The 22,380-nt window shown below is 70.7% G+C and carries 14 protein-coding genes and 1 pseudogene; 12 read left to right on the plus strand and 3 right to left on the minus strand.

Going from position 1 to position 22,380, the window contains the following annotated elements:
* The first annotated feature begins 195 nt into the window (after nt 1-195).
* The 3 genes and pseudogenes from ACS04_RS17565 to ACS04_RS17575 form a co-directional block, all read left to right on the plus strand.
* Complete coding sequence (locus tag ACS04_RS17565; RefSeq protein WP_048477574.1) at nt 196-1,062, plus strand: FadR/GntR family transcriptional regulator; 867 nt, start codon at nt 196-198, stop codon at nt 1,060-1,062.
* Nucleotides 1,063-1,336: 274 nt separating this feature from the next.
* A complete protein-coding gene (locus tag ACS04_RS17570) occupies nt 1,337-2,911 on the plus strand; it encodes an RNA polymerase sigma factor (RefSeq protein WP_048477575.1) in 1,575 nt (524 codons plus the stop codon).
* A 127-nt stretch (nt 2,912-3,038) separates the two neighbouring features.
* Nucleotides 3,039-3,863, plus strand: a pseudogene (locus ACS04_RS17575) (serine protease); the annotation flags it as partial.
* A gap of 306 nt (nt 3,864-4,169) precedes the next feature.
* Here the strand turns inward: ACS04_RS17575 and ACS04_RS17580 are convergent.
* Nucleotides 4,170-4,403, minus strand: coding sequence for a DUF7455 domain-containing protein (locus ACS04_RS17580; RefSeq protein WP_030154305.1), 234 nt, complete (start codon nt 4,401-4,403; stop codon nt 4,170-4,172).
* Between the two features lie 446 nt (nt 4,404-4,849).
* Between ACS04_RS17580 and ACS04_RS17585 the strand changes: the two genes are divergently transcribed.
* From ACS04_RS17585 to ACS04_RS17595, 3 genes are all read left to right on the plus strand, one after another.
* Nucleotides 4,850-6,970, plus strand: coding sequence for a DNA gyrase/topoisomerase IV subunit B (locus tag ACS04_RS17585; RefSeq protein ID WP_048477576.1), 2,121 nt, complete (start codon nt 4,850-4,852; stop codon nt 6,968-6,970).
* Nucleotides 6,971-7,120: 150 nt separating this feature from the next.
* Nucleotides 7,121-7,624 (plus strand): DUF485 domain-containing protein, encoded by a 504-nt coding sequence (locus tag ACS04_RS17590; RefSeq protein ID WP_048477577.1) that lies wholly within the window; start codon nt 7,121-7,123, stop codon nt 7,622-7,624.
* A complete protein-coding gene (locus ACS04_RS17595) occupies nt 7,621-9,213 on the plus strand; it encodes a solute symporter family protein (RefSeq protein ID WP_048477578.1) in 1,593 nt (530 codons plus the stop codon). The genes ACS04_RS17590 and ACS04_RS17595 overlap by 4 nt, the downstream gene beginning before the upstream one ends.
* 33 nt (nt 9,214-9,246) lie before the next feature.
* On the opposite strand, the gene ACS04_RS17600 is transcribed toward ACS04_RS17595, so the two are convergent.
* Both ACS04_RS17600 and ACS04_RS17605 read right to left on the minus strand, forming a co-directional pair.
* Nucleotides 9,247-9,972 carry a DUF7342 family protein gene (locus ACS04_RS17600; RefSeq protein ID WP_048477579.1) on the minus strand — a complete coding sequence of 242 codons (726 nt, stop codon included), beginning with the start codon at nt 9,970-9,972 and terminating at the stop codon, nt 9,247-9,249.
* Complete coding sequence (locus tag ACS04_RS17605) at nt 9,969-11,585, minus strand: sensor histidine kinase (RefSeq protein WP_048477725.1); 1,617 nt, start codon at nt 11,583-11,585, stop codon at nt 9,969-9,971. Before ACS04_RS17605 ends, ACS04_RS17600 begins: the two co-directional genes overlap by 4 nt.
* 215 nt (nt 11,586-11,800) lie before the next feature.
* On the opposite strand from ACS04_RS17605, the gene ACS04_RS17610 reads away from it, so the two are divergent.
* The 6 genes from ACS04_RS17610 to ACS04_RS17635 all read left to right on the plus strand — a co-directional run bounded on the left by ACS04_RS17610 (nt 11,801) and on the right by ACS04_RS17635 (nt 22,271).
* Nucleotides 11,801-16,105, plus strand: a complete 4,305-nt coding sequence (locus tag ACS04_RS17610) for a galactose-binding domain-containing protein (protein WP_078864897.1) — start codon at nt 11,801-11,803, stop codon at nt 16,103-16,105.
* 112 nt (nt 16,106-16,217) lie between these two features.
* Nucleotides 16,218-17,228 (plus strand): LacI family DNA-binding transcriptional regulator, encoded by a 1,011-nt coding sequence (locus tag ACS04_RS17615; RefSeq protein WP_048477580.1) that lies wholly within the window; start codon nt 16,218-16,220, stop codon nt 17,226-17,228.
* A gap of 201 nt (nt 17,229-17,429) precedes the next feature.
* Nucleotides 17,430-18,830, plus strand: a complete 1,401-nt coding sequence (locus ACS04_RS17620; protein WP_048477581.1) for an ABC transporter substrate-binding protein — start codon at nt 17,430-17,432, stop codon at nt 18,828-18,830.
* Nucleotides 18,831-18,841: 11 nt separating this feature from the next.
* On the plus strand, nt 18,842-19,735 hold the full coding sequence (locus tag ACS04_RS17625) for a carbohydrate ABC transporter permease (RefSeq protein WP_048477582.1): 894 nt from the start codon (nt 18,842-18,844) through the stop codon (nt 19,733-19,735).
* A gap of 13 nt (nt 19,736-19,748) precedes the next feature.
* Nucleotides 19,749-20,624, plus strand: a complete 876-nt coding sequence (locus tag ACS04_RS17630) for a carbohydrate ABC transporter permease (RefSeq protein WP_048477583.1) — start codon at nt 19,749-19,751, stop codon at nt 20,622-20,624.
* A gap of 30 nt (nt 20,625-20,654) precedes the next feature.
* The gene (locus ACS04_RS17635) at nt 20,655-22,271 is read left to right on the plus strand and encodes a glycoside hydrolase family 13 protein (RefSeq protein ID WP_245236425.1); all 1,617 of its coding nucleotides are present in this window, start codon (nt 20,655-20,657) and stop codon (nt 22,269-22,271) included.
* The last annotated feature ends 109 nt before the right edge of the window (nt 22,272-22,380 follow it).

Below are 22,380 nucleotides of genomic sequence, written 5' to 3' on the forward strand. Positions count from 1 at the left end.
AAAGTCCGAAGGCGACCGATCGCGTCCACATCACATGAACCGGACCACAACTCCCCGCAAAGAGCCCGGTTCTTTACGATAAGTCGTCAATTGCGTAGGTGGCACCGATCACCCTTTCGTGTGCTTTTCACCAAAGACCTCAAGGCTCATCCGGGCACGGCCGACAAAGGATTCGTGAGTACCCTTGCGCAGACCATGATGACCGCCGCCCGCCACGCCGACTCCGGCCTCGCCGGCCCGGGCGAACTCGACCGCTACCCCTACGCGGAGGCCTCCGGGACCGACCGCGTCGCAGCGCCCCACTGGGACGGCGCCGACGTCGAGTTGAGTCGGGTCGGCCGCCGCGCGGCAGGCAGCCGCGGCCGCGGACTGCACGGCCAACTCGTCCAGCAGCTCGGCCAGATGATCGTCTCCGGAGACCTCGGCGCAGACCGGCCCCTGGTCCCCGAGGAGATCGGCCAGCGCTTCGAGGTCTCCCGCACGGTGGTCCGTGAGTCGCTGCGCGTGCTGGAGGCCAAGGGCCTCGTCAGCGCACGCCCCAACGTCGGTACCCGCGTCCGGCCGGTCGCCGACTGGAACCTGCTCGACCCCGACATCATCGAGTGGCGGGCCTTCGGCCCCCAGCGCGACGACCAGCGCCGCGAGCTGGGCGAGCTCCGCTGGACCATCGAGCCCCTCGCGGCCCGCCTCGCCGCCGGCCACGGCCGCCCGGACCTCCAGCAGCGCCTCGCCGACATGGTCGAGATCATGGGCCACGCCCTCGGTCAGGGCGACGCGATCACCTTCACGCGCGCCGACAACGAGTTCCACGCGCTGCTCATCCAGGTCGCGGGCAACCGCATGCTGGAGCACCTCTCCGGCATCGTCTCCTCCGCGCTCCAGGTCTCCGGCAGCCCCATCATCGCCTGCGACCGTCCGAGCGAGACCTGCGTCGCGCACCACGCCCGCATCGTCGAGGCCCTCGCCGCCGGCGACGCGACGGGCGCCGAGACCGCCATGCGCCAGCTGCTGATGGTCCACCCGGAGGTCGAGCGCGTGGTCCCCGCCCCGCGCGAGCACTGAGGCGAGGACGGGCGGCGGGGCGGGCGCCGGGGCGGTCGGGCGGCCGGGGTGTGACTCGGGCCACGAAGATTGGGGCGTAACACTCCGCGAGGTCGAACGATGACCTAGAGAGGTGATGGCCGACGGAGGGAAGACAGCAGCCCTTGCGGGTGCTGTGCAGCTCCCCGGCCCCTGCCCGCGCCCCCGGCCCATCCCCAGTCGGTGGTCGTCGGCTCCGGTCCAGCACCATCCGGCCGGGGTCGGAAGCCGTTTCCATCGTTCCGAGAGGTTGTTCGTGTCGGCCAGCACATCCCGTACGCTCCCGCCGGAGATCGCCGATTCCGAGTCTGTGATGGCGCTCATCGAGCGGGGCAAGGCCGAGGGGCAGATCGCCGGCGATGACGTGCGTCGGGCCTTCGAGGCTGACCAGATTCCTGCGACCCAGTGGAAGAATGTTCTGCGCAGCCTCAACCAGATCCTCGAGGAAGAGGGTGTGACGCTGATGGTCAGTGCCGCGGAGTCGCCCAAGCGCACCACCCGTAAGAGCGTCGCAGCGAAGACCCCGGCCAAGCGGACGGCCACGAAGACCGTCGCGGCGAAGACGACGGCCGCGCAACCCGTCGCCGCCGCGGCACCCGAGGCCGAGACGATGGATCCGGAGGCCGTGGACGCTCCCGCGGAGGAGCCCGGAACCGAGCCCGCCGCGAAGAAGACCGCGGCGAAGAAGACGGCGGCCAAGAAGGCCGCCCCCGCCAAGAAGACCGCGGCGAAGAAGACGGCGGCGAAGAAGACCGCCGGCAAGAAGGACGCCGACGAGGCCGGCGAGGAGGAGTCCTCCGAGGAGGGCCCCGGCGCGGTCAAAGCGGAGGGCGAAGAGGAAGAGGACGGCGGCGAGAGCAAGGGCTTCGTCATCTCGGACGACGAGGATGACGCCCCCGCCCAGCAGGTCGCCGTCGCCGGCGCCACCGCCGACCCGGTCAAGGACTACCTCAAGCAGATCGGCAAGGTCCCCCTCCTCAACGCCGAGCAGGAGGTCGAGCTCGCCAAGCGCATCGAGGCGGGCCTCTTCGCCGAGGACAAGCTGGCCAATTCCGACAAGCTGGCGCCCAAGCTCAAGCGCGAGCTGGAGATCATCGCCGAGGACGGCCGCCGCGCCAAGAACCACCTGCTGGAGGCCAACCTCCGCCTCGTGGTCTCCCTGGCCAAGCGCTACACCGGCCGCGGCATGCTCTTCCTGGACCTGATCCAGGAGGGCAACCTGGGCCTGATCCGTGCGGTCGAGAAGTTCGACTACACCAAGGGCTACAAGTTCTCCACGTACGCGACCTGGTGGATCCGGCAGGCCATCACGCGCGCCATGGCCGACCAGGCCCGCACCATCCGCATCCCGGTGCACATGGTCGAGGTCATCAACAAGCTGGCGCGCGTGCAGCGCCAGATGCTCCAGGACCTGGGCCGCGAGCCCACCCCGGAGGAGCTGGCCAAGGAACTCGACATGACCCCCGAGAAGGTCATCGAGGTCCAGAAGTACGGCCGCGAGCCGATCTCCCTGCACACCCCGCTCGGCGAGGACGGCGACAGCGAGTTCGGCGACCTCATCGAGGACTCCGAGGCGGTCGTCCCGGCCGACGCCGTGAGCTTCACGCTGCTCCAGGAGCAGCTGCACTCGGTGCTCGACACCCTCAGCGAGCGCGAGGCGGGCGTGGTCTCGATGCGCTTCGGCCTCACCGACGGCCAGCCGAAGACCCTCGACGAGATCGGCAAGGTCTACGGCGTCACGCGCGAGCGGATCCGCCAGATCGAATCCAAGACGATGTCGAAGCTGCGCCACCCCTCCCGCTCCCAGGTCCTGCGCGACTACCTGGACTGACAGCCGCACCGGCCGGACCGGGGACCGCGGGCCGAGGGCTCGGTGGAGGTGGCCGTGCGCGGGTGCGCACGGCCACTTGGCGTCCCACTCTGGGTGGAGTCATGCACACTCAGAGTCAGGAGGCCTCATGCGTCGTCCCTTTTCCCGTGCTCTGGCGGGCGCGCTGACCCTGGTGGCGGGAGCGGCCGCGGCGCCGCTGGCCCAAGCGCCGCACGCAGCCGCGGACAGCGTGGTGATCGGCGGGAGGCCGGTGAGGGCGGCCGACAGCCCGTGGGTGGTGGCCCTCGCCAGCCGTGACCGGTTCGGGGGTACGCGGGGCGGCCAGTTCTGCGGGGGCGTCATCGTGGGCCCGACCAAGGTGCTGACCGCGGCCCACTGCCTGGGCCGACAGGTGCTGGGCGGCTCGATCGAGTCCGTCCGCGACTTCCGGGTGATCACCGGGCGCACGGAGCTGCGCGCGGCCGAGGGCCGTGAGATCCCGGTCAGCTCGGCCCGGGTGAACCCTGCGTACGACGTCCGCAGCAATGCCGGGGACCTGGCAGTACTGGAGCTGGCCGAGGCCGTGCCCGCCGGCTACGTGCTCCCCCTGGCCGGCGCGGGGCATCCCGGCTACGCGGCGGGCGGCGAGGCGGTCGTGTACGGCTGGGGCGATACGAGCGGCTTCGGCGACTACGCGTACGCGCTGCGCGCCGCACGCGTGACGGTGCTGGCCGACGACGTCTGCCGACGTGCCTACCCGGGGGACGCCGAGGGGCAGTACCGGCCCGAATCCATGGTGTGCGCGGGCCACCGCGACGGGGGCCGGGACGCCTGCCAGGGGGACAGCGGCGGGCCGCTGGGCGCCCAGGGCAAGCTCATCGGGCTGGTGTCATGGGGGCGGGGCTGCGGGCGCCCCGACAGCCCGGGGGTGTACACGAAGATCGCGCCGCTCACCGGCTTCGTGGCGGCCGCCCAGGCGGCTCCGCGGCGAGGCGACGGCCAAGACGTAGCGTGGGGTGGCCAGAGGGGCTCCGGACCGGCCGCACGGCCCGTACAGGGGTATGTGGCCGGAGAGCTCCGGGGTGCCGCGGGCCCTCCGGCCGGAGAGCGGCGGACCGGAGGCCGCCAGCCGCTCCGGGCCGGTCGCACCGAGCGTAGCCACACGTAACCGGAGGTAGCCGGACATGAGGACGGGCGGCATCCCCTGGGTCTCAGGGGTGCCGCCCGTCGACCGGCCTGGCCGGTCCTGGCTCGTCGGATGCGAGGTACAGGCCTTGTGTCAGCGGTCCTCGGTGTCGGCATTCGCCGTCGGAGCGGACGTGAGCCGCTCGGTCTCATCCTGTATGTCCGCGGCGATCTTCTTGAGTTCCGGCTCGAACTTACGCCCGTGGTGGGCGCAGAACAGCAGTTCACCGCCGCTCAGCAGGACGACGCGCAGATATGCCTGGGCGCCGCAACGGTCGCATCGGTCAGCGGCCGTCAGCGGGGTCGCGGGTGTCAGAACAGTAGTCACGTCGCCTCTTCTCTAGCTCGACGAGCTGTCGTACCAGGGTCAACATCCAACCAGGCCGAAAACGTTCCCGCTCGCGGCTTTTCCTCGAAACTTCCTTCCGAAGCTGGCCGGCTGCTGCCGGTTGGCGGCGAAGGAGCCGTATTGCGTTGCTTTACGGTTTCGCGTTGTCAGTCGTTCGCTTGTTGCAGTTCCGTCCTCCCCGGCTGAGTGCCGGGTTGTTCATGAGGACGTGCCCGAACACTAAATGGTTCATGCCTGGAAGGGAACGTGATGTTTGCTTCACCCGCCCGGGGGATCGAACACCCGTGCGGTCCTGCACTAGGCTGATGAAGGCGCGAGGGTGGCGTTGCATCGGCTCTACCAGGCCTCGGTACCCTTCGACGGGCAACCGAGCCACCCTGCGCCCGACAGGGCCAGAAAAAGAAATTCAGCGAGGAGCGAACTGCGTGACCGCCGACACGTCCGTGCCTTCCAGCGCGCTGCTGTCCGGAGCAGACCGGGACGGCTCCAACTACACCGCGCGGCACCTGCTCGTCCTCGAAGGCCTCGAGGCCGTCCGCAAGCGCCCCGGCATGTATATCGGTTCCACCGACTCCCGAGGCCTCATGCACTGCCTCTGGGAGATCATCGACAACGCCGTCGACGAGGCCCTGGGGGGCTACTGCGACCACATCGAGGTGATCCTCCACGAGGACTCCTCGGTCGAGGTCCGCGACAACGGCCGCGGCATCCCCGTCGACGTCGAGCCCAAGACCGGGCTGTCCGGTGTCGAGGTCGTCATGACCAAGCTGCACGCGGGCGGCAAGTTCGGCGGCGGCTCGTACGCGGCCTCCGGCGGCCTGCACGGCGTCGGCGCCTCCGTGGTCAACGCCCTCTCCGCCCGGCTCGACGTGGAGGTGGACCGCAACAGCTCCACCCACGCGATCAGCTTCCGCCGCGGCGTCCCGGGCATGTTCACCGAGCAGGGCCCCGACAGCCCGTTCGACCCCGCCAACGGCCTGCGCAAGGCCAAGCGCGTCGCCAAGGGCAAGACCGGCACCCGGATCCGCTACTGGGCCGACCGGCAGATCTTCCTGAAGGACGCCAAGCTCTCGCTGGAGACGCTCTACCAGCGCGCCCGCCAGACCGCCTTCCTCGTCCCCGGCCTGACCCTCGTCGTCCGCGACGAGCGCGCCATCGACGGGGCCGGCAAGACGGAGGAGACCTTCCGCTTCGACGGGGGCATCAGCGAGTTCTGCGACTACCTCGCGCAGGACAAGGCCGTCTGCGACGTGCTGCGCCTGAGCGGCCAGGGCACCTTCAAGGAGACCGTCCCCGTCCTTGACGAGCGCGGCCACATGACCCCCACCGAGGTCACCCGCGAACTCGGCGTGGACATCGCCCTGCGCTGGGGCACCGGGTACGAGACGCAGGTCAAGTCCTTCGTCAACATCATCGCCACGCCCAAGGGCGGCACCCACATCACCGGCTTCGAGCGCTCGGTCGCCAAGACGGTGAACGAGGTGCTCCGCTCGGCGAAGCTGCTGCGCGTCGCCGAGGACGACGTGGTCAAGGACGACGCGATGGAGGGCATGACGGCGGTCGTCACCGTCCGGCTGGCCGAGCCGCAGTTCGAGGGCCAGACCAAGGAGGTGCTCGGCACCTCGGCGGCCGCCCGGATCGTCGCGGCCGTGGTCGCCAAGGAGCTCAAGGCCTTCCTGACCAGCACGAAGCGTGACGACAAGCAGCAGGCGCGCGCCGTGATGGAGAAGATCGTCGCGGCGGCCCGGACCCGGATCGCGGCCCGCCAGCACAAGGAGGCACAGCGCCGCAAGACCGCGCTGGAGACCTCCTCGCTGCCGGCCAAGCTGGCCGACTGCCGCAGCGACGACGTGGAGCGCAGCGAGCTCTTCATCGTCGAGGGCGACTCCGCCCTCGGTACGGCCAAGCTGGCGCGGAACTCGGAATTCCAGGCGCTCCTGCCGATCCGCGGCAAGATCTTGAACGTCCAGAAGTCCTCGGTCTCGGACATGCTCAAGAACGCCGAGTGCGGCGCGATCATCCAGGTCATAGGGGCGGGCTCGGGGCGGACCTTCGACATCGACGCCGCGCGGTACGGCAAGATCGTCCTGCTCGTCGACGCCGATGTCGACGGCGCGCACATCCGCTGCCTGCTGCTCACGCTCTTCCAGCGGTACATGCGCCCGATGGTCGAGGCGGGCCGGGTGTTCGCCGCGGTGCCGCCCCTGCACCGGATCGAGCTCGTCCAGCCCAAGAAGGGCCAGGACAAGTACGTCTACACGTATTCGGACAACGAGCTGCGCCAGACCCTGCTCGAATTCCAGCGCAAGAACGTCCGGTACAAGGATTCGATCCAGCGCTACAAGGGTCTCGGCGAGATGGACGCGGACCAGCTGGCGGAAACGACCATGGACCCCCGCTTCCGCACGCTGCGCCGCATCAACATCGGCGACCTGGACTCCGCCGAGCAGGTCTTCGACCTGCTCATGGGCAACGAGGTGGCGCCGCGCAAGGAGTTCATCACGAGCTCCGCGGCCACCTTGGACCGCTCGCGCATCGACGCCTGACCGGAGCGCACACCGGCGTCACCGCACACCGGTGCTCTTCACTCCATCACCTGTTGGAGTGAAGAGCACCGGGACACCAGTCCGGAAAACGTCCATACCGCACATCCTTGTGAGCACGCGGCCAATGCGGCAGCGGACAAGGAGAGTTCGGTGGACAAGCACGAAGGTCCCGATGCCGGAACGATCCGGCTCGACGACCCCTGGTACGACGCGCTCGCCGTCGGCTGGGGGGAGGGCGAGGGCGGGGAGCCGCCGCCCCCGCGACCGGCCGCCGGTGGCCGGGCCGCGCCCGGGGCGTCCGACATCTACCTCGAAGTGCAGCGCAGCGCCGCCTTCCAGGAGGTCCGCAGCCGCTACCGCGGATTCGTCGTCCCCGCGACCGCCGGATTCCTCCTCTGGTACGTCGCCTATGTGGTCGCCGCGACCACGGCCCCCGGCATCATGGCCCGGCCCGTGTTCGGAGCCGTCAACGTGGCCCTGCTGGCCGGCCTCGGCCAGTTCCTCAGCACCTTCCTGCTGACCTGGGCGTACTCCCGGCACGCGCGGCTGCGCCGGGACCGGGCCGCGCTCGACCTGCGCTGGACGGTCTTCGAGCAGGAACGCGACCAGGAGCGGAACCGGAACCGGAACCAGAGCCGGGGGACCGGCCGGTGACCACAGAACACCAGACGCTCGCCCTGATCCTGTTCAGCCTCTTCATCGCGGTCACCCTGGGCATCACCACCTGGGTCAGCCGCAACCGGCACGGCTCGGCCGAGGAGTTCTACGTCGGCGGGAGGCTTTTCTCCCCCATGGAGAACGGATTCGCCATCGCCGGCGACTACATGTCCGCCGCCTCCTTCCTCGGCATCTCCGGCCTGATCGCCCTCTTCGGCTACGACGGGCTGCTGTACTCGGTGGGCTTCCTCGTCGCCTGGCTCGTCGTGCTCTTCCTCGTCGCCGAACTGGTCCGCAACTGCGGGCGCTTCACCCTCGCCGACGTGGTCGCGGCCCGGATGAGCGAGCGGCCGGTACGGATCGCCGCCGGCGCCTCCTCCGTCACCGTCTCGGTGCTGTACCTCGTCGCGCAGATGGTGGGCGCGGGCAGCCTCGTCGGCCTGCTGCTCGGCGATTCGGGCACCGCCGCCCGCACGCTGACCGTGATCGGGGTCGGCGCGCTCATGGTGGTCTACGTGTCCTTCGGCGGCATGCGGGCCACCACCTGGATCCAGATCGTGAAGGCCGTGCTGCTCATGGGCGGGGCCGTCACCCTCACCGTGCTCGTCCTGCTGCGCTTCCACGGGGACTTCGACCAGCTGCTCACCAGCGCCGCCGAGCGCAGCGGGCACGGGCGCCGGTTCCTGAGCCCGGGGCTCAAGTACGGGGCCGACTGGACCTCTCGCTTCGACTTCATGAGCCTCGGTCTGGCCCTGGTCCTCGGGACGGCCGGGCTGCCGCACATCCTGTCGCGCTTCTACACGGTCCCCACGGCGCGGGCGGCCCGCAGGTCGGTGGTCTGGGCGATCGCGCTGATCGGCGGCTTCTACCTGATGACCATCGTGCTGGGGTTCGGGGCGGCCGCTCTGGTGGGACCGGACGAGGTGCGGGCCTCCAACGCCTCGGGGAACACGGCGGTTCCGCTGCTCGCGGCCTTCCTGGGCGGCGGGGCCGGGACGACCGGGGGAGCGGTGCTGTTCGCGTTCGTCGCGGCGATCGCCTTCGCCACGATCCTGGCCGTGGTCGCCGGGATCACGCTGGCCTCCTCGGCCTCGGTGGCGCACGACCTGTACGCCTCGCTCAAGCGCCGCCATGCGCGCCAGCGCAGCGAGGTCGCCGTGGCCAGGGTCGCGGCCGTCGGCATCGGGGCGGTGGCGATCGCCCTGGGGCTGCTCGCCCAGGACCTGAACGTGGCGTTCCTGGTGGGGCTGGCCTTCGCGGTGGCGGCCTCGGCCAACCTGCCGGTGCTGCTGTACTCGCTGTTCTGGAGGGGTTTCACGACGCGGGGCGCGGTCTGGTCGGTGTACGGCGGGCTCGTTCCGGCGGTCGTGCTGGTCGTCCTGTCGCCGGTGGTCTCCGGCAGCCCGGAATCCCTCTTCCCGGGTGTGAGCTTCCAGTTCTTCCCGCTGCAGAACCCCGGTCTGGTCTCGATCCCGCTGGGCTTCCTGGCGGGCTGGCTGGGCACCGTGACCTCGGCCGAGGAGCCGGGCGAGGCGAAGTACGCGGAGACGGAGGTCCGTTCGCTGACCGGAGCAGGGGCGGTCTGAGCACGGCTCCCGTTCCGGCGCCGCATGACGCGATCACGCGCCCTCGGACGGGAGCCAGGAGTAGCGGTGTTCCGGCCGGCCCGTCTCGCCGTAGCGGAGGGCCAGGCTGACCCGGCCGGTGCGCTCCAGGAGTTTGAGGTAACGCTGGGCGGTCTGGCGGCTGATGCCGGCGCGCTCGGCGATCCGCTGGGTGGAGAGCGGGCCCTCGGCGGAGCGCAGGACCTGGCGGACCAACTCGGCTGTGGTGGCGGAGTGGCCCTTGGGCAGCTCGTTCGGGGAGCCGGCGGCGGCGAGCGCGCCGAAGATCCGGTCCACCTCGTCCTGTTCGGCCTCGCCGCCCGTCTCCAGGGTGCGTCGCAGGGCCCCGTACGCCTCCAGGCGGGTGCGCAGGCCCGCGAAGGTGAACGGCTTGACCAGGTACTGGAGGGCGCCGAGGCGCATGGCGTTCTGGACGGTGGCCAGGTCGCGGGCGGCCGTGACCATGATCACGTCGGTGCGGTGGCCGAGCTGGCGCAACCGGCGGACGAGGTCCAGGCCGTTCTCGTCCGGGAGGTAGTGGTCGAGGAGGATCAGGTCCACGGGGTGGGCGTCGAGACGGGCCAGCGCCTCGGCCGCCGAATGGGCCTGGGCGACGACGCGGAAGCCGGGAACCTTGGCCACGTACGCCGCGTTGATCCGGGTAACACGCATGTCGTCGTCGACGACCAATACGTGCATGTCGTGGCTGTCACGGATTCCGTGGTTCGGGGTTCCGGTCATCGCAGGGCCTCCGGGAGCACGACGGAGAACTCCGCCCCTCCGTCCGCTGTCTCGCCGGCCCGGGCCGTGCCGCCCTGGCGCTCCGCGAGGCGGCGTACGAGCGCGAGACCGAGCCCGCGCTCGCGGTGGGCCTTGGGCTGCTTGGTGGACCAGCCCTCGGTGAAGATCTCCTCGCGGCGGGCGGCAGGGATGCCGGGGCCGCTGTCGCGCACCCGCAGGATCGCCGTACGGCCTTCGGCGTGCAGCTCGACCTCGACCAGGGGTGCCGCGGAGCCGGCCGCCGCGTCCAGGGCGTTGTCCACCAGGTTGCCCGTGATGGTGACCAGCCCGCCCGGGTCGACGAGGCCGTCGGGCAGGAAGGTGGCGTCGGCGAGCCGCAGCGGGACGCCGCGTTCGGCCGCGACGGTCGCCTTGCCCACCAGGAGGGCGGCCAGCAGCGGATCGTGGACCTTCTCGGTGACCTGTTCGGCGGTGCTGCGCTGCACTCCGACGACCTCGGTGACGAACTCCATCGCCTCCTCGTGCAGGCCCAGCTCCAGCAGGCCGAGGAGGGTGTGGAGGCGGTTGGCGTGTTCGTGGTCCTGCGCGCGCAGGGCGTCGATCAGGCCCTTGGTGGAGTCGAGTTCGCGGCCGAGGTGTTCCAGCTCGGTGCGGTCGCGCAGGGTGGCGACGGCGCCGCCGTCCTCGGTGGGCATCCGGTTGGCGACCAGTACCCGGGGGCCCTGGACGGTCAGCAGGTCGCGGCCGGTGACGCGGCCGGCGAGTACGTCCGTGGTGCGGCCTGCGCCCAGTACGTCGTCCAGCGGGCGCCCGGCGACGGTGGCGGCCGCGTCGGGGGCGAGGCCCAGCAGCCGGGCGGCCTCGTCGTTGACCAGCCGGACCCGGCCGTCGCCGTCGAGGGCGATCACGCCCTCGCGGATGGAGTGCAGCATCGCCTCGCGCTCGGCGAGGAGCCCGGCGATGTCGGAGAAGGCCAGATCGCGTGTCTGGCGCTGGATACGGCGGGAGAGCAGGTAGGCGGCGAGCGCGCCGGCCGCGAGGGCTCCGCCCGCGTAGGCGAGCAGACCCGGGATGGCGCTGAGCAGCCGGTCGTGGACGCTGTCGTAGGCGATGCCGACGGAGACGGCGCCGACGATCTCCCCGTCGGCGGCGATGAGCGGGACCTTGCCGCGGGCGGAGCGGCCCAATGTGCCCTCGTCGATCTCCATCACCTCGCGGCCCGCCAGGACGTCGCTCGGGTCGGTGGAGACGTGCAGTCCGATCCGGTCGGCGCCGGGGTGCGAGCGCCGGATGCCGTCCAGGTCCATGACCACCACGTACTCGGCGCCCGTGGCGCGGCGGATCCGCTCGGCCGCGACCTGGACCGGGCTGTCGGCGCTCGGCCCGGAATCGAGGAGGTCGGCGGCCAGGGACGGGTCCGCCGCCGCGCTCTGGGCGATGGCCAAGGCGCGCCGCATGGCCTGGTCGTCGAGCTGCGCGCCGAGCGGGGCCAGGAAGAGCCCGGTGGCCAGCACGACGACCCCGGCGGCGATGGCCAGCTGGGTGAGCAGGATCTGCGAGACGGCCCGTCTGGGCAGCCCGAGGCGCCGAGCGCTCATGTGGAGGAACCGCATGACCAGCAACGGTAGGTCGCCTCCGGCCGAAGCGGAATTTCCCATGTGCACGCAAATGGCTTGCGTGATTTGCGTCCAGCTTGCGCAAGTGATGACGGCATAAAAGTGCGGTCAGAGCGGTGGACGACTCGGCAAAGCTCTGCAACTCTCGCACAGCACGACGCAAATTCCTGTCTCACCTGGTTCAGAAAAATCATGCCGAGGAACGAGGACATATGAGAAGGCTCCACTGGAGAGGACGGGCGCTGGCCGCCCTGACCGCCACGGCCCTGCTGACACTGGGATGGCCGGCCCTGACCGCCGAAGCCGCCGGCGGCCCGGCCATCGCCGCGGGTCGCCCCGCCGCGGCGAGCAGCAGCAGCGGCGCCTACACGGCCGCCAACGCCACCGACGGCGACCAGTCCACGTATTGGGAGAGCATGGCCTGGGAGGGCGCCGGAGGCGCCGTCCCGCAATGGGTGCAGACCGATCTCGGCGTCACCACCCGCGTCGACCAAGTGGTGCTCAAGCTGCCCGCGGCCTGGGAGAGCCGCAATGAGACCCTGTCCGTCCAGGGCAGCGCCGACGGCACCGCCTTCACCACCCTGGTGAGCTCGGCGACGTACACCTTCGGCCAGGGCAGCGGGAACACCGTCACCATCACCTTCCCGGCCTCCCAGACCCGGTACGTCCGGATCGAGGTCACGGCGAACACCGGCTGGCAGGCCGCCCAGCTCTCCGAGCTGGAGGTGCGCGCCGCCGGTGAGTCTTCGGCCAACCTGGCCCTCGGCAAGACCCTGACCGCCAGCAGCAGCACCCAGACCTACCTCCCGCCCAACGCCAACGACGGCAGCCCGGCCAGCTACTGGGAGAGCGCCAACAACGCCCTGCCCCAATGGCTCCAGGCCGACCTCGGCGCCTCCGTCCGCGTGGACCGCGTGGTGCTGCGCCTGCCCGGCGGCTGGGGAGCCCGCACCCAGACCCTGAAGCTCCAGGGCAGCGCCAACGGCACCGATTTCACCGACCTGACCGCCTCCAAGGCGTACGCCTTCGACCCGGCGAGCGCCAACACGGTGACCATCCCCTTCGACGCCACCACCACCCGCCACCTGCGGGTCCTCATCTCGGCCAACTCCGTACAGCCCGGCGGACAGATATCCGAGCTGGAGATCTACGGCCCGCGCACGGGCGACACCCAGCCCCCGACGGCCCCCGCCGAACTCGCCTACACCGAGCCCGCCACCGGCCAGATCAGGCTCACCTGGAAGGCCGCCACCGACGACACCGCCGTCACCGGCTACGACGTGTACGCGAACAACCAGCTGCGCACCAGCGTGGCCGGCGACGTCACCACCTACACCGACACCCAGCCCACCGGTACGAGCGTCACCTACCGGGTCCGGGCCAGGGACGCCGCCGGCAACCAGTCGCCCGACAGCAACAGCGTGACCCGGGCCGCGGACACCGGGGACACCCAGGCACCCACCGCCCCCGCCGCCCTGACCCTCACCCAGCCGGCCGCCGACCAGGTCAAGCTGGCCTGGCAGGCCTCCACCGACAACGTCGGCGTCACCGGCTACGAGGTGTACGCGAACAACGTGCTGCGCACGACGGTCGCCGGCAGCGCCACCACGTACACCGACACCCAGCCGGCCGACGCCACCGTCAGCTACTTCGTCCGGGCCAAGGACGCGGCGGGCAACCGTTCCGGCGACAGCAACACCGTGACCCGCAACGGCACCGGAGGCGGCGGGTCCAACCTGGCCGTCGGCAAGCCGATCACCGCGTCCTCCGTGATCCACACCTTCGTCGCGGAGAACGCCAACGACAACAGCACCTCCACCTACTGGGAGAGCGCGGCCGGGGCCTACCCCAGCACCCTCACGGTCAAGCTCGGCGCCAACGCCGACGTCGACCGCCTGGTCCTCAAGCTCAACCCGGACAGCAGCTGGGGCGCACGCACCCAGAACATCCAGGTCCTCGGCCGGGAGCAGAGCGCCCCGGGCGCCACGAACCTGGTCGCGGCCAAGGACTACGTGTTCGACCCGGCGTCCGGCGCCAACACCGTCACCGTCCCGCTGCACGCCCGCGTCGCGGACGTGCAGCTCCGCTTCACCGCCAACACCGGCGCCACGGGCGGCCAGATCGCCGAGTTCCAGGTCATCGGCGTCCCCGCGCCCAACCCCGACCTTCAGGTCACGGGCCTGAGCGCGGCCCCCGCGGCACCGGTCGAATCGGACTCCGTCACGCTGTCCGCCACCGTCCGCAACAGCGGCCCGGCCCCGGCCGCCGCCACCACCGTCACCTTCAAGCTCGGCGGCAGCCCGGTGGGCACGGCGAACGTACCCGCTCTCGCCGCCGGGGCCACGGCCACCGTCACCGCCGGCATCGGCGCGCGCGACGCCGGCACCTACCCGCTGAGCGCGGTCGTCGACGAGGCGAACACGGTCATCGAGCAGAACGACAGCAACAACACCTTCACCGGCTCCCCCCTGGTCGTCCGCCCGGTCGACAGCTCCGACCTGGTGGCCTCCGCGGTGAGCTGGTCACCGAGCGCCCCGTCCGCGGGTCAGCCCGTCGCCTTCACCGTCACCGTCCGCAACCAGGGCACCATCGCGGCCGCCTCCGGCGCGCACGCGATCACCCTCACCCTCCAGGACGCGTCGGGCTCAGCAGTCCGTACGCTCACGGGGTCCTTCAGCGGGGCCCTGGCCCCCGGCGCCTCGACCGCCCCGATCGCGCTCGGCAGCTGGCCGGCCGCCAACGGCAAGTACACGCTCAAGGCGGTGCTCGCCGACGACGCCAACGAACTCCCGCTCAAGCGCGCGAACAACACCTCCACCAAACCCCTCTTCGTCGGCCGCGGGGCGAACATGCCCTTCGACATGTACGAGGCGGAGGACGCCGCGGTCGGCGGCGGAGCCACCGTCGTCGGCCCCAACCGCACCATCGGCGACATCGCGGGCGAGGCCTCCGGCCGCAAGGCCGTCCGTCTCGACGCGACGGGCGAGTACGTCGAGTTCACCACCCGGGCCGCCACCAACACCCTGGTCACCCGCTTCTCCATCCCGGATGCCCCGGGCGGCGGCGGCATCGACTCCACCATCGACGTCTACGTCAACGGCACCTTCAAGAAGGCCCTGCCGCTGACCTCGAAGTACGCCTGGCTGTACGGGGCCGAGGCCGCCCCGGGCAACTCCCCGGGCTCCGGAGCCCCGCGGCACATCTACGACGAGGCCAACCTGCTGCTGGGCGAGACCGTCCCGGCGGGCAGCAGGATCCGCCTCCAGAAGGACGCGGCCAACACCACCAGCTACGCGATCGACTTCGTCAGCCTGGAGCAGGCCGCCGTCACGCCGAACCCGGACCCGGCGACGTACACCGTGCCCGCCGGCTTCACCCACCAGGACGTGCAGAACGCCCTGGACAAGGTCCGCATGGACACCACCGGCAAGCTGGTCGGCGTCTACCTGCCGCCGGGCGACTACGAGACGGCCGCCAAGTTCCAGGTGTACGGCAAGGCGGTCCAGGTACTCGGCGCCGGACCCTGGTTCACCCGCTTCCACGCCCCGGCCGGACAGGACAACACCGACAACGGCTGGCGTGCGGAAGCCAGCGCGAAGGGCTCGTCCTTCGCGGGATTCGCCTCCTTCGGCAACTACACCTCGCGCATCGACGGCCCCGGCAAGGTGTTCGACTTCTCCAACGTCACCGACATCACCATCGACAACGTCTGGAACGAGCACACGGTGTGCCTCTACTGGGGCGCCAACACCGACCGCATCACGATCAAGAACACCCGGATCCGCGACACGTTCGCCGACGGCATCAACATGACGAACGGCAGCACGGACAACCTCGTGTCCAACAACGAGGCACGGTCCACGGGCGACGACAGCTTCGCCCTGTTCTCCGCGATCGACGCGGGCGGCGCGGACATGAAGAACAACCTGTACGAGAACCTGACCACGATCCTGACCTGGCGCGCGGCCGGAGTGGCCGTCTACGGCGGCTACAACAACACCTTCCGCAACATCCACATCGCCGACACCCTCGTCTACTCGGGCGTCACCGTCAGCTCGCTGGACTTCGGGTACCCGATGAACGGCTTCGGCACCGATCCGACGACCTTCGAGAACGTCTCGATCGTCCGCTCCGGCGGCCATTTCTGGGGCGCGCAGACCTTCCCCGGGATCTGGCTGTTCTCGGCCTCGAAGGTGTTCCAGGGCATCAGGATCAACAACGTCGACATCGTCGATCCCACGTACAGCGGCATCATGTTCCAGACGCAGTACATCGGCGGCCGGCCGGTCAACCCGATCAAGGACACCATCCTGAAGGACATCACCATCACCGGGGCGAAGAAGAGCGGCGACGCCTTCGACGCCAAGTCCGGTTTCGGACTCTGGGCGAACGAGATGCCCGAGGACGGGCAGGGCCCGGCGGTCGGTGAGGTCACCATCCACAACCTGAAGACGAGCGACAACGCCGTGGACGTACGGAACACGACCTCGACGTTCAGGATCAACCAACAGCCGTAGCCCCGGAGGGCGCGAAGGAGTGATGGCGGGTGGTGGGGCGGCTCGGGGGTGACCTCGGGGCCGCCCCACCGCTCCGCAAGCGACTTGCATTTCTTGCGCTAGTCTTGCGCGCATGACGCGACGACTTGCTCAAGTGGCGAAGAAGGTGGGAGTCAGCGAGGCAACGGTCAGCCGGGTGCTCAACGGCAAGCCGGGCGTCTCGGAGGCCACCCGCCAGTCCGTGCTCACCGCCCTCGACGTCCTAGGGTACGAGCGGCCCACGCAGCTGCGCGGTGAGCGCGCCCGACTGGTCGGCCTGGTGCTGCCGGAGCTGCAGAATCCGATCTTCCCCGCGTTCGCCGAGGTCATCGGCGGAGCGCTCGCGCAGCAGGGGCTGACCCCGGTGCTCTGCACGCAGACCACCGGCGGGGTCTCCGAGGCCGACTACGTCGAACTCCTCCTCCAGCAGCAGGTCTCCGGCGTCGTCTTCGCAGGCGGTCTCTTCGCCCAGGCCGACGCCGCGCACGGGCACTACCGGCTGCTGTCCGACCGCAAGGTCCCCGTGGTGCTCATCAACGCCTCCATAGAGGACCTCGGCTTCCCCTGCGTGGCCTGCGACGACGCCGTCGCCGTGGAGCAGGCCTGGCGCCACCTGGCCTCCCTGGGGCACGAGCGCATCGGGCTGGTGCTGGGCCCGCCCGACCACATCCCCTCCCTGCGCAAGCTGACGGCCGCCCAGGCGGTCGCCGCCGCGGCCGGCGCCGAGCTGCCCCCGGCCCACGTGGAGCGGGCCCTGTTCTCGCTGGAGGGGGGCCATGCGGCCGCCTCCCGGCTGCTCGACCGCGGGGTCACCGGCATCATCTGCGCCAGCGACCCGCTCGCCCTCGGAGCCGTCCGGGCGGCCCGCCGCCGGGGGCTCGGCGTGCCCGGGAACGTCTCCGTGGTCGGCTACGACGACTCGGCGTTCATGAACTGCACGGAGCCCCCGCTGACCACCGTCCGCCAGCCCATCGAGGCCATGGGCCGGGCCGCCGTCGAGCTGCTGACCGCGCAGATCCAGGGTGCGGCCGTACAGCCCGGAGAGCTGCTCTTCGAGCCCGAGCTGGTGGTCCGCGGCTCCACCGCGCAGGCCCCGCGCGCGTAGCCCGTACCGGCTCCGCACGCACGGGGCAGGGCTCCGGAACGTCACCAGGACGCTCCGGAGCCCTTTTCGCGTTCCGGGTCCGGCAACGCAATGTCAATCTCTTTCGAAATCTGCGCGAGATATTGCGCACATCTGTGGGTGGTGGTTGAGTGTGCCGCGCTCGCCCCACGCCTCCTGCCCGATGCTCGAAGGGGACCACCGATGAGATCCAGCCTCCTCCGCAACACCGCGGCCGCCCTTGTCTGCGCCCTCGCCGTCACCGCCCTCGCGGGCTGCGGTACGAGCAGCAGCGGCGACGGCACGTCAGCGCAGCCGAGCGGTGGTTCCGCCGACGCCACCACCCCGCTCGACCCGAAGGCGAAGGTCACCCTCTCCATCGACTGCATGCCGCCCGCGGCCAAGGCGGCCGAACTCAAGGAGTGGAAGGAGGACGTGGCGGAGTTCAACAAGAGGTACCCGAACGTCACGATCGACGGCCGCTCCACCCCCGGCCAGTGCCTGGAGCCCCCGCGCTTCACCGCGATGCTCAAGGCAAAGTCCCAGCCGGACGTGTTCTACGCCTACTTCACCGACCTCCAGCAGGTGCTCGACAACGACGGGGCCGAGGACATCTCCGCCTACGTCACCCCGCAGTCGGTGCCCGCGCTCGACGACATCGACAAGAACGTCCTGGGCGTCCTGAAGCGGGACGGCAAGCTCTACGGCCTGCCGACCAGCAACTACACGATGGGCCTGCTGGTCAACCGAAAGCTCTTCCAGCAGGCCGGGCTGAACCCCGACACCCCGCCTCGCACCTGGGAAGAGGTCAGGGCGGCCGCCAAGCGGATCGCGGCGCTCGGCAACGGCACCGCCGGCTACGGCGAGTACAGCGTCGAGAACACCGGCGGCTGGCACTACACGGCCGCGATGTACGGCCTCGGCGGGGACATCGTCGGCGCCGACGGCAAGGCCGCCTTCAACAACCCCACCGGAAGGCAGATCGCCGCCAACCTCCACGCCATGCGCTGGGAGGACGACAGCATGGGCAAGACCCAGCTGCTCAAGTGGGGCGACCTGCAGAAGCAGATGGCCTCGGACAAACTCGGCATGTTCCTCGCGGCGCCCGACGACATCACGTACATGGTCCAGCAGCTCGGCGCCAAGTACGAGAACTTCGGCATGGGCCCGCTCCCCGGCGGCGCGGCCACCCTGGCCGGCGGCAACGGGTACATGATCAAGAAGGGCAGCTCGTCCGACAAGATCAAGGCCGCCGTGGCCTGGCTGGACTTCAAGACCCTCGCGGTCGGCAAGGGCCAGTTCCGGTACGACCGCTCCAAGGCCGACGGCCTGCCGGTCGGACTCCCGCAGCCCGCCTTCTTCACCGGCGCGAGCAAGGCGAAGGACGACGAGCTGAAGGCCGCGAGCGCCACCATGCCCGTGGCCAACTTCAAGGCCTTCCTGGACAACCCGGTACCCGGCAAGGCGGAGCCGCAGAAGGCCCAGGAGGTCTACAAGATCCTCGACAAGGTGATGTCCGGGATCCTCACCGACAAGAACGCCGACGCCGCGCAGCTCCTGGCCGAGGCGGAGAAAGCCGTCAACCAGCTGCTGGCGAACCGGTAGGAGCGGGCGGGATGCCGGCCACCGCCGCGGAGGACTTCCGCCGGGCGTTCAAGCGGAACCTCACGGCCCACGGGTTCCTGATCGGCGCCGTCCTCTGCTTCTCCTTCTTCTCCTGGTACCCCATGGTCAGGGAGTTCCTGCTGGCCTTCCAGAAAACGGAGGCCGGCACCACCCGATGGGTCGGCTGGGACAACTTCCGTCACGTCTTCCAGGACCCGGGCTTCTGGCAGGCCTGGCGCAACACCCTGCTCTTCACCGCACTCGCCCTGGTCCTCGGCTTCCTGCTGCCCTTCCTGGTCGCCGTCGTCCTCAACGAGTTCCGGCACGCGCAGGGCTACCTGCGCCTGCTGGTCTACCTGCCCGTGATGATGCCGCCGGTGGCCTCGGTCCTGCTGTTCAAGTACTTCTACGACCCCGGATACGGCCTGTTCAACCGGGCCCTGGGTGTCCTCCACCTGCCGGCGCAGGACTGGCTGCAATCCGGCGACACCGCCATGCTGTCGGTGGTCATCGCGTCGACCTGGATGAACATGGGCAGCGCGACCCTGATCTACCTCGCCGCCCTCCAGGGCGTCCCGGGCGAGCTGTACGAGGCCGCCGAGCTCGACGGCGCCGGACTGCTGCGCAAGATCTGGCACGTCACCGTTCCGCAGACCAAGCTCGTCCTCTCGCTCATGCTGCTGATGCAGATCATCGCGACGATGCAGGTGTTCACCGAACCCTTCCTGCTGACCGGCGGCGCCGGCCCCGAGGGCTCGACCACCACCGTCGTCGTCCTCATCTACCAGTACGCCTTCAACTTCAACCAGTACGGCGGCGCCGCGGCCCTCGGTCTGTGCCTGCTCGTCCTGCTCTCCGGCTTCTCCGCCCTGTACGTCCGCCTCAGCCGCGACAACGAGAGCTGACAGGAGCCCGCCCATGGCAGAGCGCACCCTGATATCCCCCGCCCAACTGAGCCGCACCCGGGGGAAGGTCCTCTACTGGACCGTCCTCGCCGTGGTCGTCGTCGGCTTCACCCTCGTCTTCCTCGGCCCCCTCTACTGGATGGTGACCAACGGCCTCAAGAGCACCGAGGAGTTCGCCCGCGTCCCGCCCACCCTCGTGCCGCACTCCGTGCACACCGCCAACTACACGGCCGCCTGGAAGGTCATGGACCTCGCCAAGCTGCTGTTCAACACCCTCTACTACGCCTTCGGGGCCCTCGCCTTCCAGCTCGTCCTCGACGTCGGCGCCGCCTACTCGCTGTCCAGGCTGCGGCCGGTCCTCGGCAAGGCCGTCCTCGGCATGATGCTGGCGACCCTCATGATCCCGGCCGCCGTCCTCGTCGTACCGCAGTACCTCACGGTCCTCGACGTCCCGCTCATCCAGCGGAACCTGCTCAACTCGCCCTGGGTCATCTGGCTGCCGTCCGTCACCAACGCGTTCAGCATCTTCCTGCTCAAACGGTTCTTCGACTCCATCCCGCAGGAAATCCTCGACGCCGCCTCCATCGACGGGGCGAGCGCCCTGCGCACCCTGCGCTCCGTGGTCCTGCCGATGTCCCGGCCCGTCCTCGGCGTCGTGTCCATCTTCGCGGTCGTCGGCGTCTGGAAGGACTTCCTCTGGCCGATGCTGACCCTCCCCGACCCGGCGCTGCAGACCCTCAACGTCGGCATCTACTCCCTGTCCACCGGAGTGCCCGAGAACCACCTGATCGCCGCCCTCGCCATGGCCTGCGCGCCCACGCTCCTCATCTTCCTGGTCTTCCAGCGCAACATCATGGGCGGCCTGACGGCGGGCTCCCTCAAGGGCTGACCGGCCGCCCCCCCCATGAAAGGAGTCCCCGTGGCTGACCTCCCCCTGCCCGCCGACGCCGCCGACTGGTGGCGCTCGGCCGCCATCTACCAGGTGTACGTCCGCAGCTTCGCCGACGGCGACGGGGACGGCACCGGCGATCTCGCGGGCGTCCGGGCCCGCCTCCCGTACCTCGCCGAACTGGGCGTGGACGCGCTGTGGTTCACCCCCTGGTACCTCTCCCCGCTCGCCGACGGAGGCTACGACGTCGCCGACTACCGCACCATCGACCCCGCCTTCGGCACCCTCGCCGAGGCCGAGAAGCTCATCGCCGAGGCCCGCGCGCTGGGACTGCGGACCATCGTCGACATCGTCCCCAACCACGTCTCGGACCAGCACGCCTGGTTCCGGGCCGCCCTCGCCGCCGGCCCCGGCAGCCCCGAACGCGAGCTCTTCCACTTCCGGCCAGGCCGCGGCGAGAGGGGCGAACTGCCGCCGGGGGACTGGCCCTCGCAGTTCAACGGCGCCGCGACCTGGACCCGGGTACCGGACGGCGAGTGGTACCTGCACCTGTTCACCCCGCAGCAGCCCGACCTCAACTGGGCCCACCCGGCCGTGCGCCGGGAGCACGAGGAGGTGCTGCGCTTCTGGTTCCAACGCGGGGTGGCCGGCGTACGGATCGACTCCGCCGCCCTGCTCGCCAAGGACCCGGCCCTGCCCGACCTGGCCGGCCGCCCGCCCGAGCCCTGGCCGCCCGGCACCGGCGAGGTCCACCCGTACATCGACCGCGACGACCTGCACGACATCTACCGCTCCTGGCGCGCGATCGCCGACACCTACGGGGCCGTGTTCGTCGGCGAGGTCTGGCTGCCCGACTCCGAGCGCTTCGCCCGCTACCTGCGCCCCGACGAGCTGCACACCGCCTTCAACTTCTCCTTCCTCAGCTGCCCCTGGGACGCCGGCCGGCTGCGCACCTCCATCGAGGAGACCCTCGCCGAGCACGCGCCGGTCGGCGCCCCGGCGACCTGGGTGCTCTGCAACCACGACGTGACCCGTACCGTCACCCGCTACGGGCGCGCCGACACCGGCTTCGACTTCGCCGCCAAGGCCTTCGGCACCCCGTCCGACCCGGCCCTCGGCACCCGGCGGGCGCGCGCCGCGGCCCTGCTGACGCTCGCCCTGCCCGGCGCCGTGTACATCTACCAGGGGGAGGAACTGGGCCTGCCGGAGGCGGACGTACCGGTCGACCGGATCCAGGACCCGATGCACTTCCGCTCCGGCGGCACCGACCCGGGGCGCGACGGGTGCCGGGTGCCGCTGCCGTGGACCGCCGAGCCCTGGCGCGACCCGTGGCTGCCGCAGCCCGCGGACTGGGGCACGTACGCCGCGGACCGCCAGGGCGGGGACCCCGACTCGATGCTCAGCCTCTACCGGACGGCCCTCGGACTGCGCCGCGCGGCCGGCGGCTTCGGGGGCGGCTCGCTCGCGTGGCTGCCCGCGGCGCCCGGGGTGCTGGCCTTCGCCCGGCCGGACGGGCTGGTCTGCGTGGTCAACCTGTCCCCGGCGCCGGTCCCGCTGCCCGCGCACACGAGTCTCTTGCTGAGCAGTGCCGCCCTGGGCGGGGGCGGACTGCTCCCGCAGGACACGGCGGTCTGGCTGCGGACCTGACCCCCGGCCGGACCGCCGCCACCCCGGGCACCCACCGGCCCCCCGCCGCAGGCGCTACGGCAGGGGCTGCGGCGGGCGGGGCCCCTGGTACTGGCCGCTCGGGCGCATC

This window comes from Streptomyces roseus (genome assembly GCF_001044425.1).
GTDB classification, from domain to species: domain Bacteria; phylum Actinomycetota; class Actinomycetes; order Streptomycetales; family Streptomycetaceae; genus Streptomyces; species Streptomyces roseus.

What these genes read in the sequence shown, in the direction of transcription:
- ACS04_RS17565 (WP_048477574.1), top strand. Translation starts at nt 196, where the DNA reads ATGATGACCGCCGCCCGCCACGCCGACTCCGGCCTCGCCGGCCCGGGC.
- ACS04_RS17600 (WP_048477579.1), bottom strand. Translation starts at nt 9,972, where the DNA reads ATGACCGGAACCCCGAACCACGGAATCCGTGACAGCCACGACATGCAC.
- ACS04_RS17605 (WP_048477725.1), bottom strand. Translation starts at nt 11,585, where the DNA reads ATGCGGTTCCTCCACATGAGCGCTCGGCGCCTCGGGCTGCCCAGACGG.
- ACS04_RS17610 (WP_078864897.1), top strand. Translation starts at nt 11,801, where the DNA reads ATGAGAAGGCTCCACTGGAGAGGACGGGCGCTGGCCGCCCTGACCGCC.
- ACS04_RS17615 (WP_048477580.1), top strand. Translation starts at nt 16,218, where the DNA reads ATGACGCGACGACTTGCTCAAGTGGCGAAGAAGGTGGGAGTCAGCGAG.
- ACS04_RS17620 (WP_048477581.1), top strand. Translation starts at nt 17,430, where the DNA reads ATGAGATCCAGCCTCCTCCGCAACACCGCGGCCGCCCTTGTCTGCGCC.
- ACS04_RS17625 (WP_048477582.1), top strand. Translation starts at nt 18,842, where the DNA reads ATGCCGGCCACCGCCGCGGAGGACTTCCGCCGGGCGTTCAAGCGGAAC.
- ACS04_RS17630 (WP_048477583.1), top strand. Translation starts at nt 19,749, where the DNA reads ATGGCAGAGCGCACCCTGATATCCCCCGCCCAACTGAGCCGCACCCGG.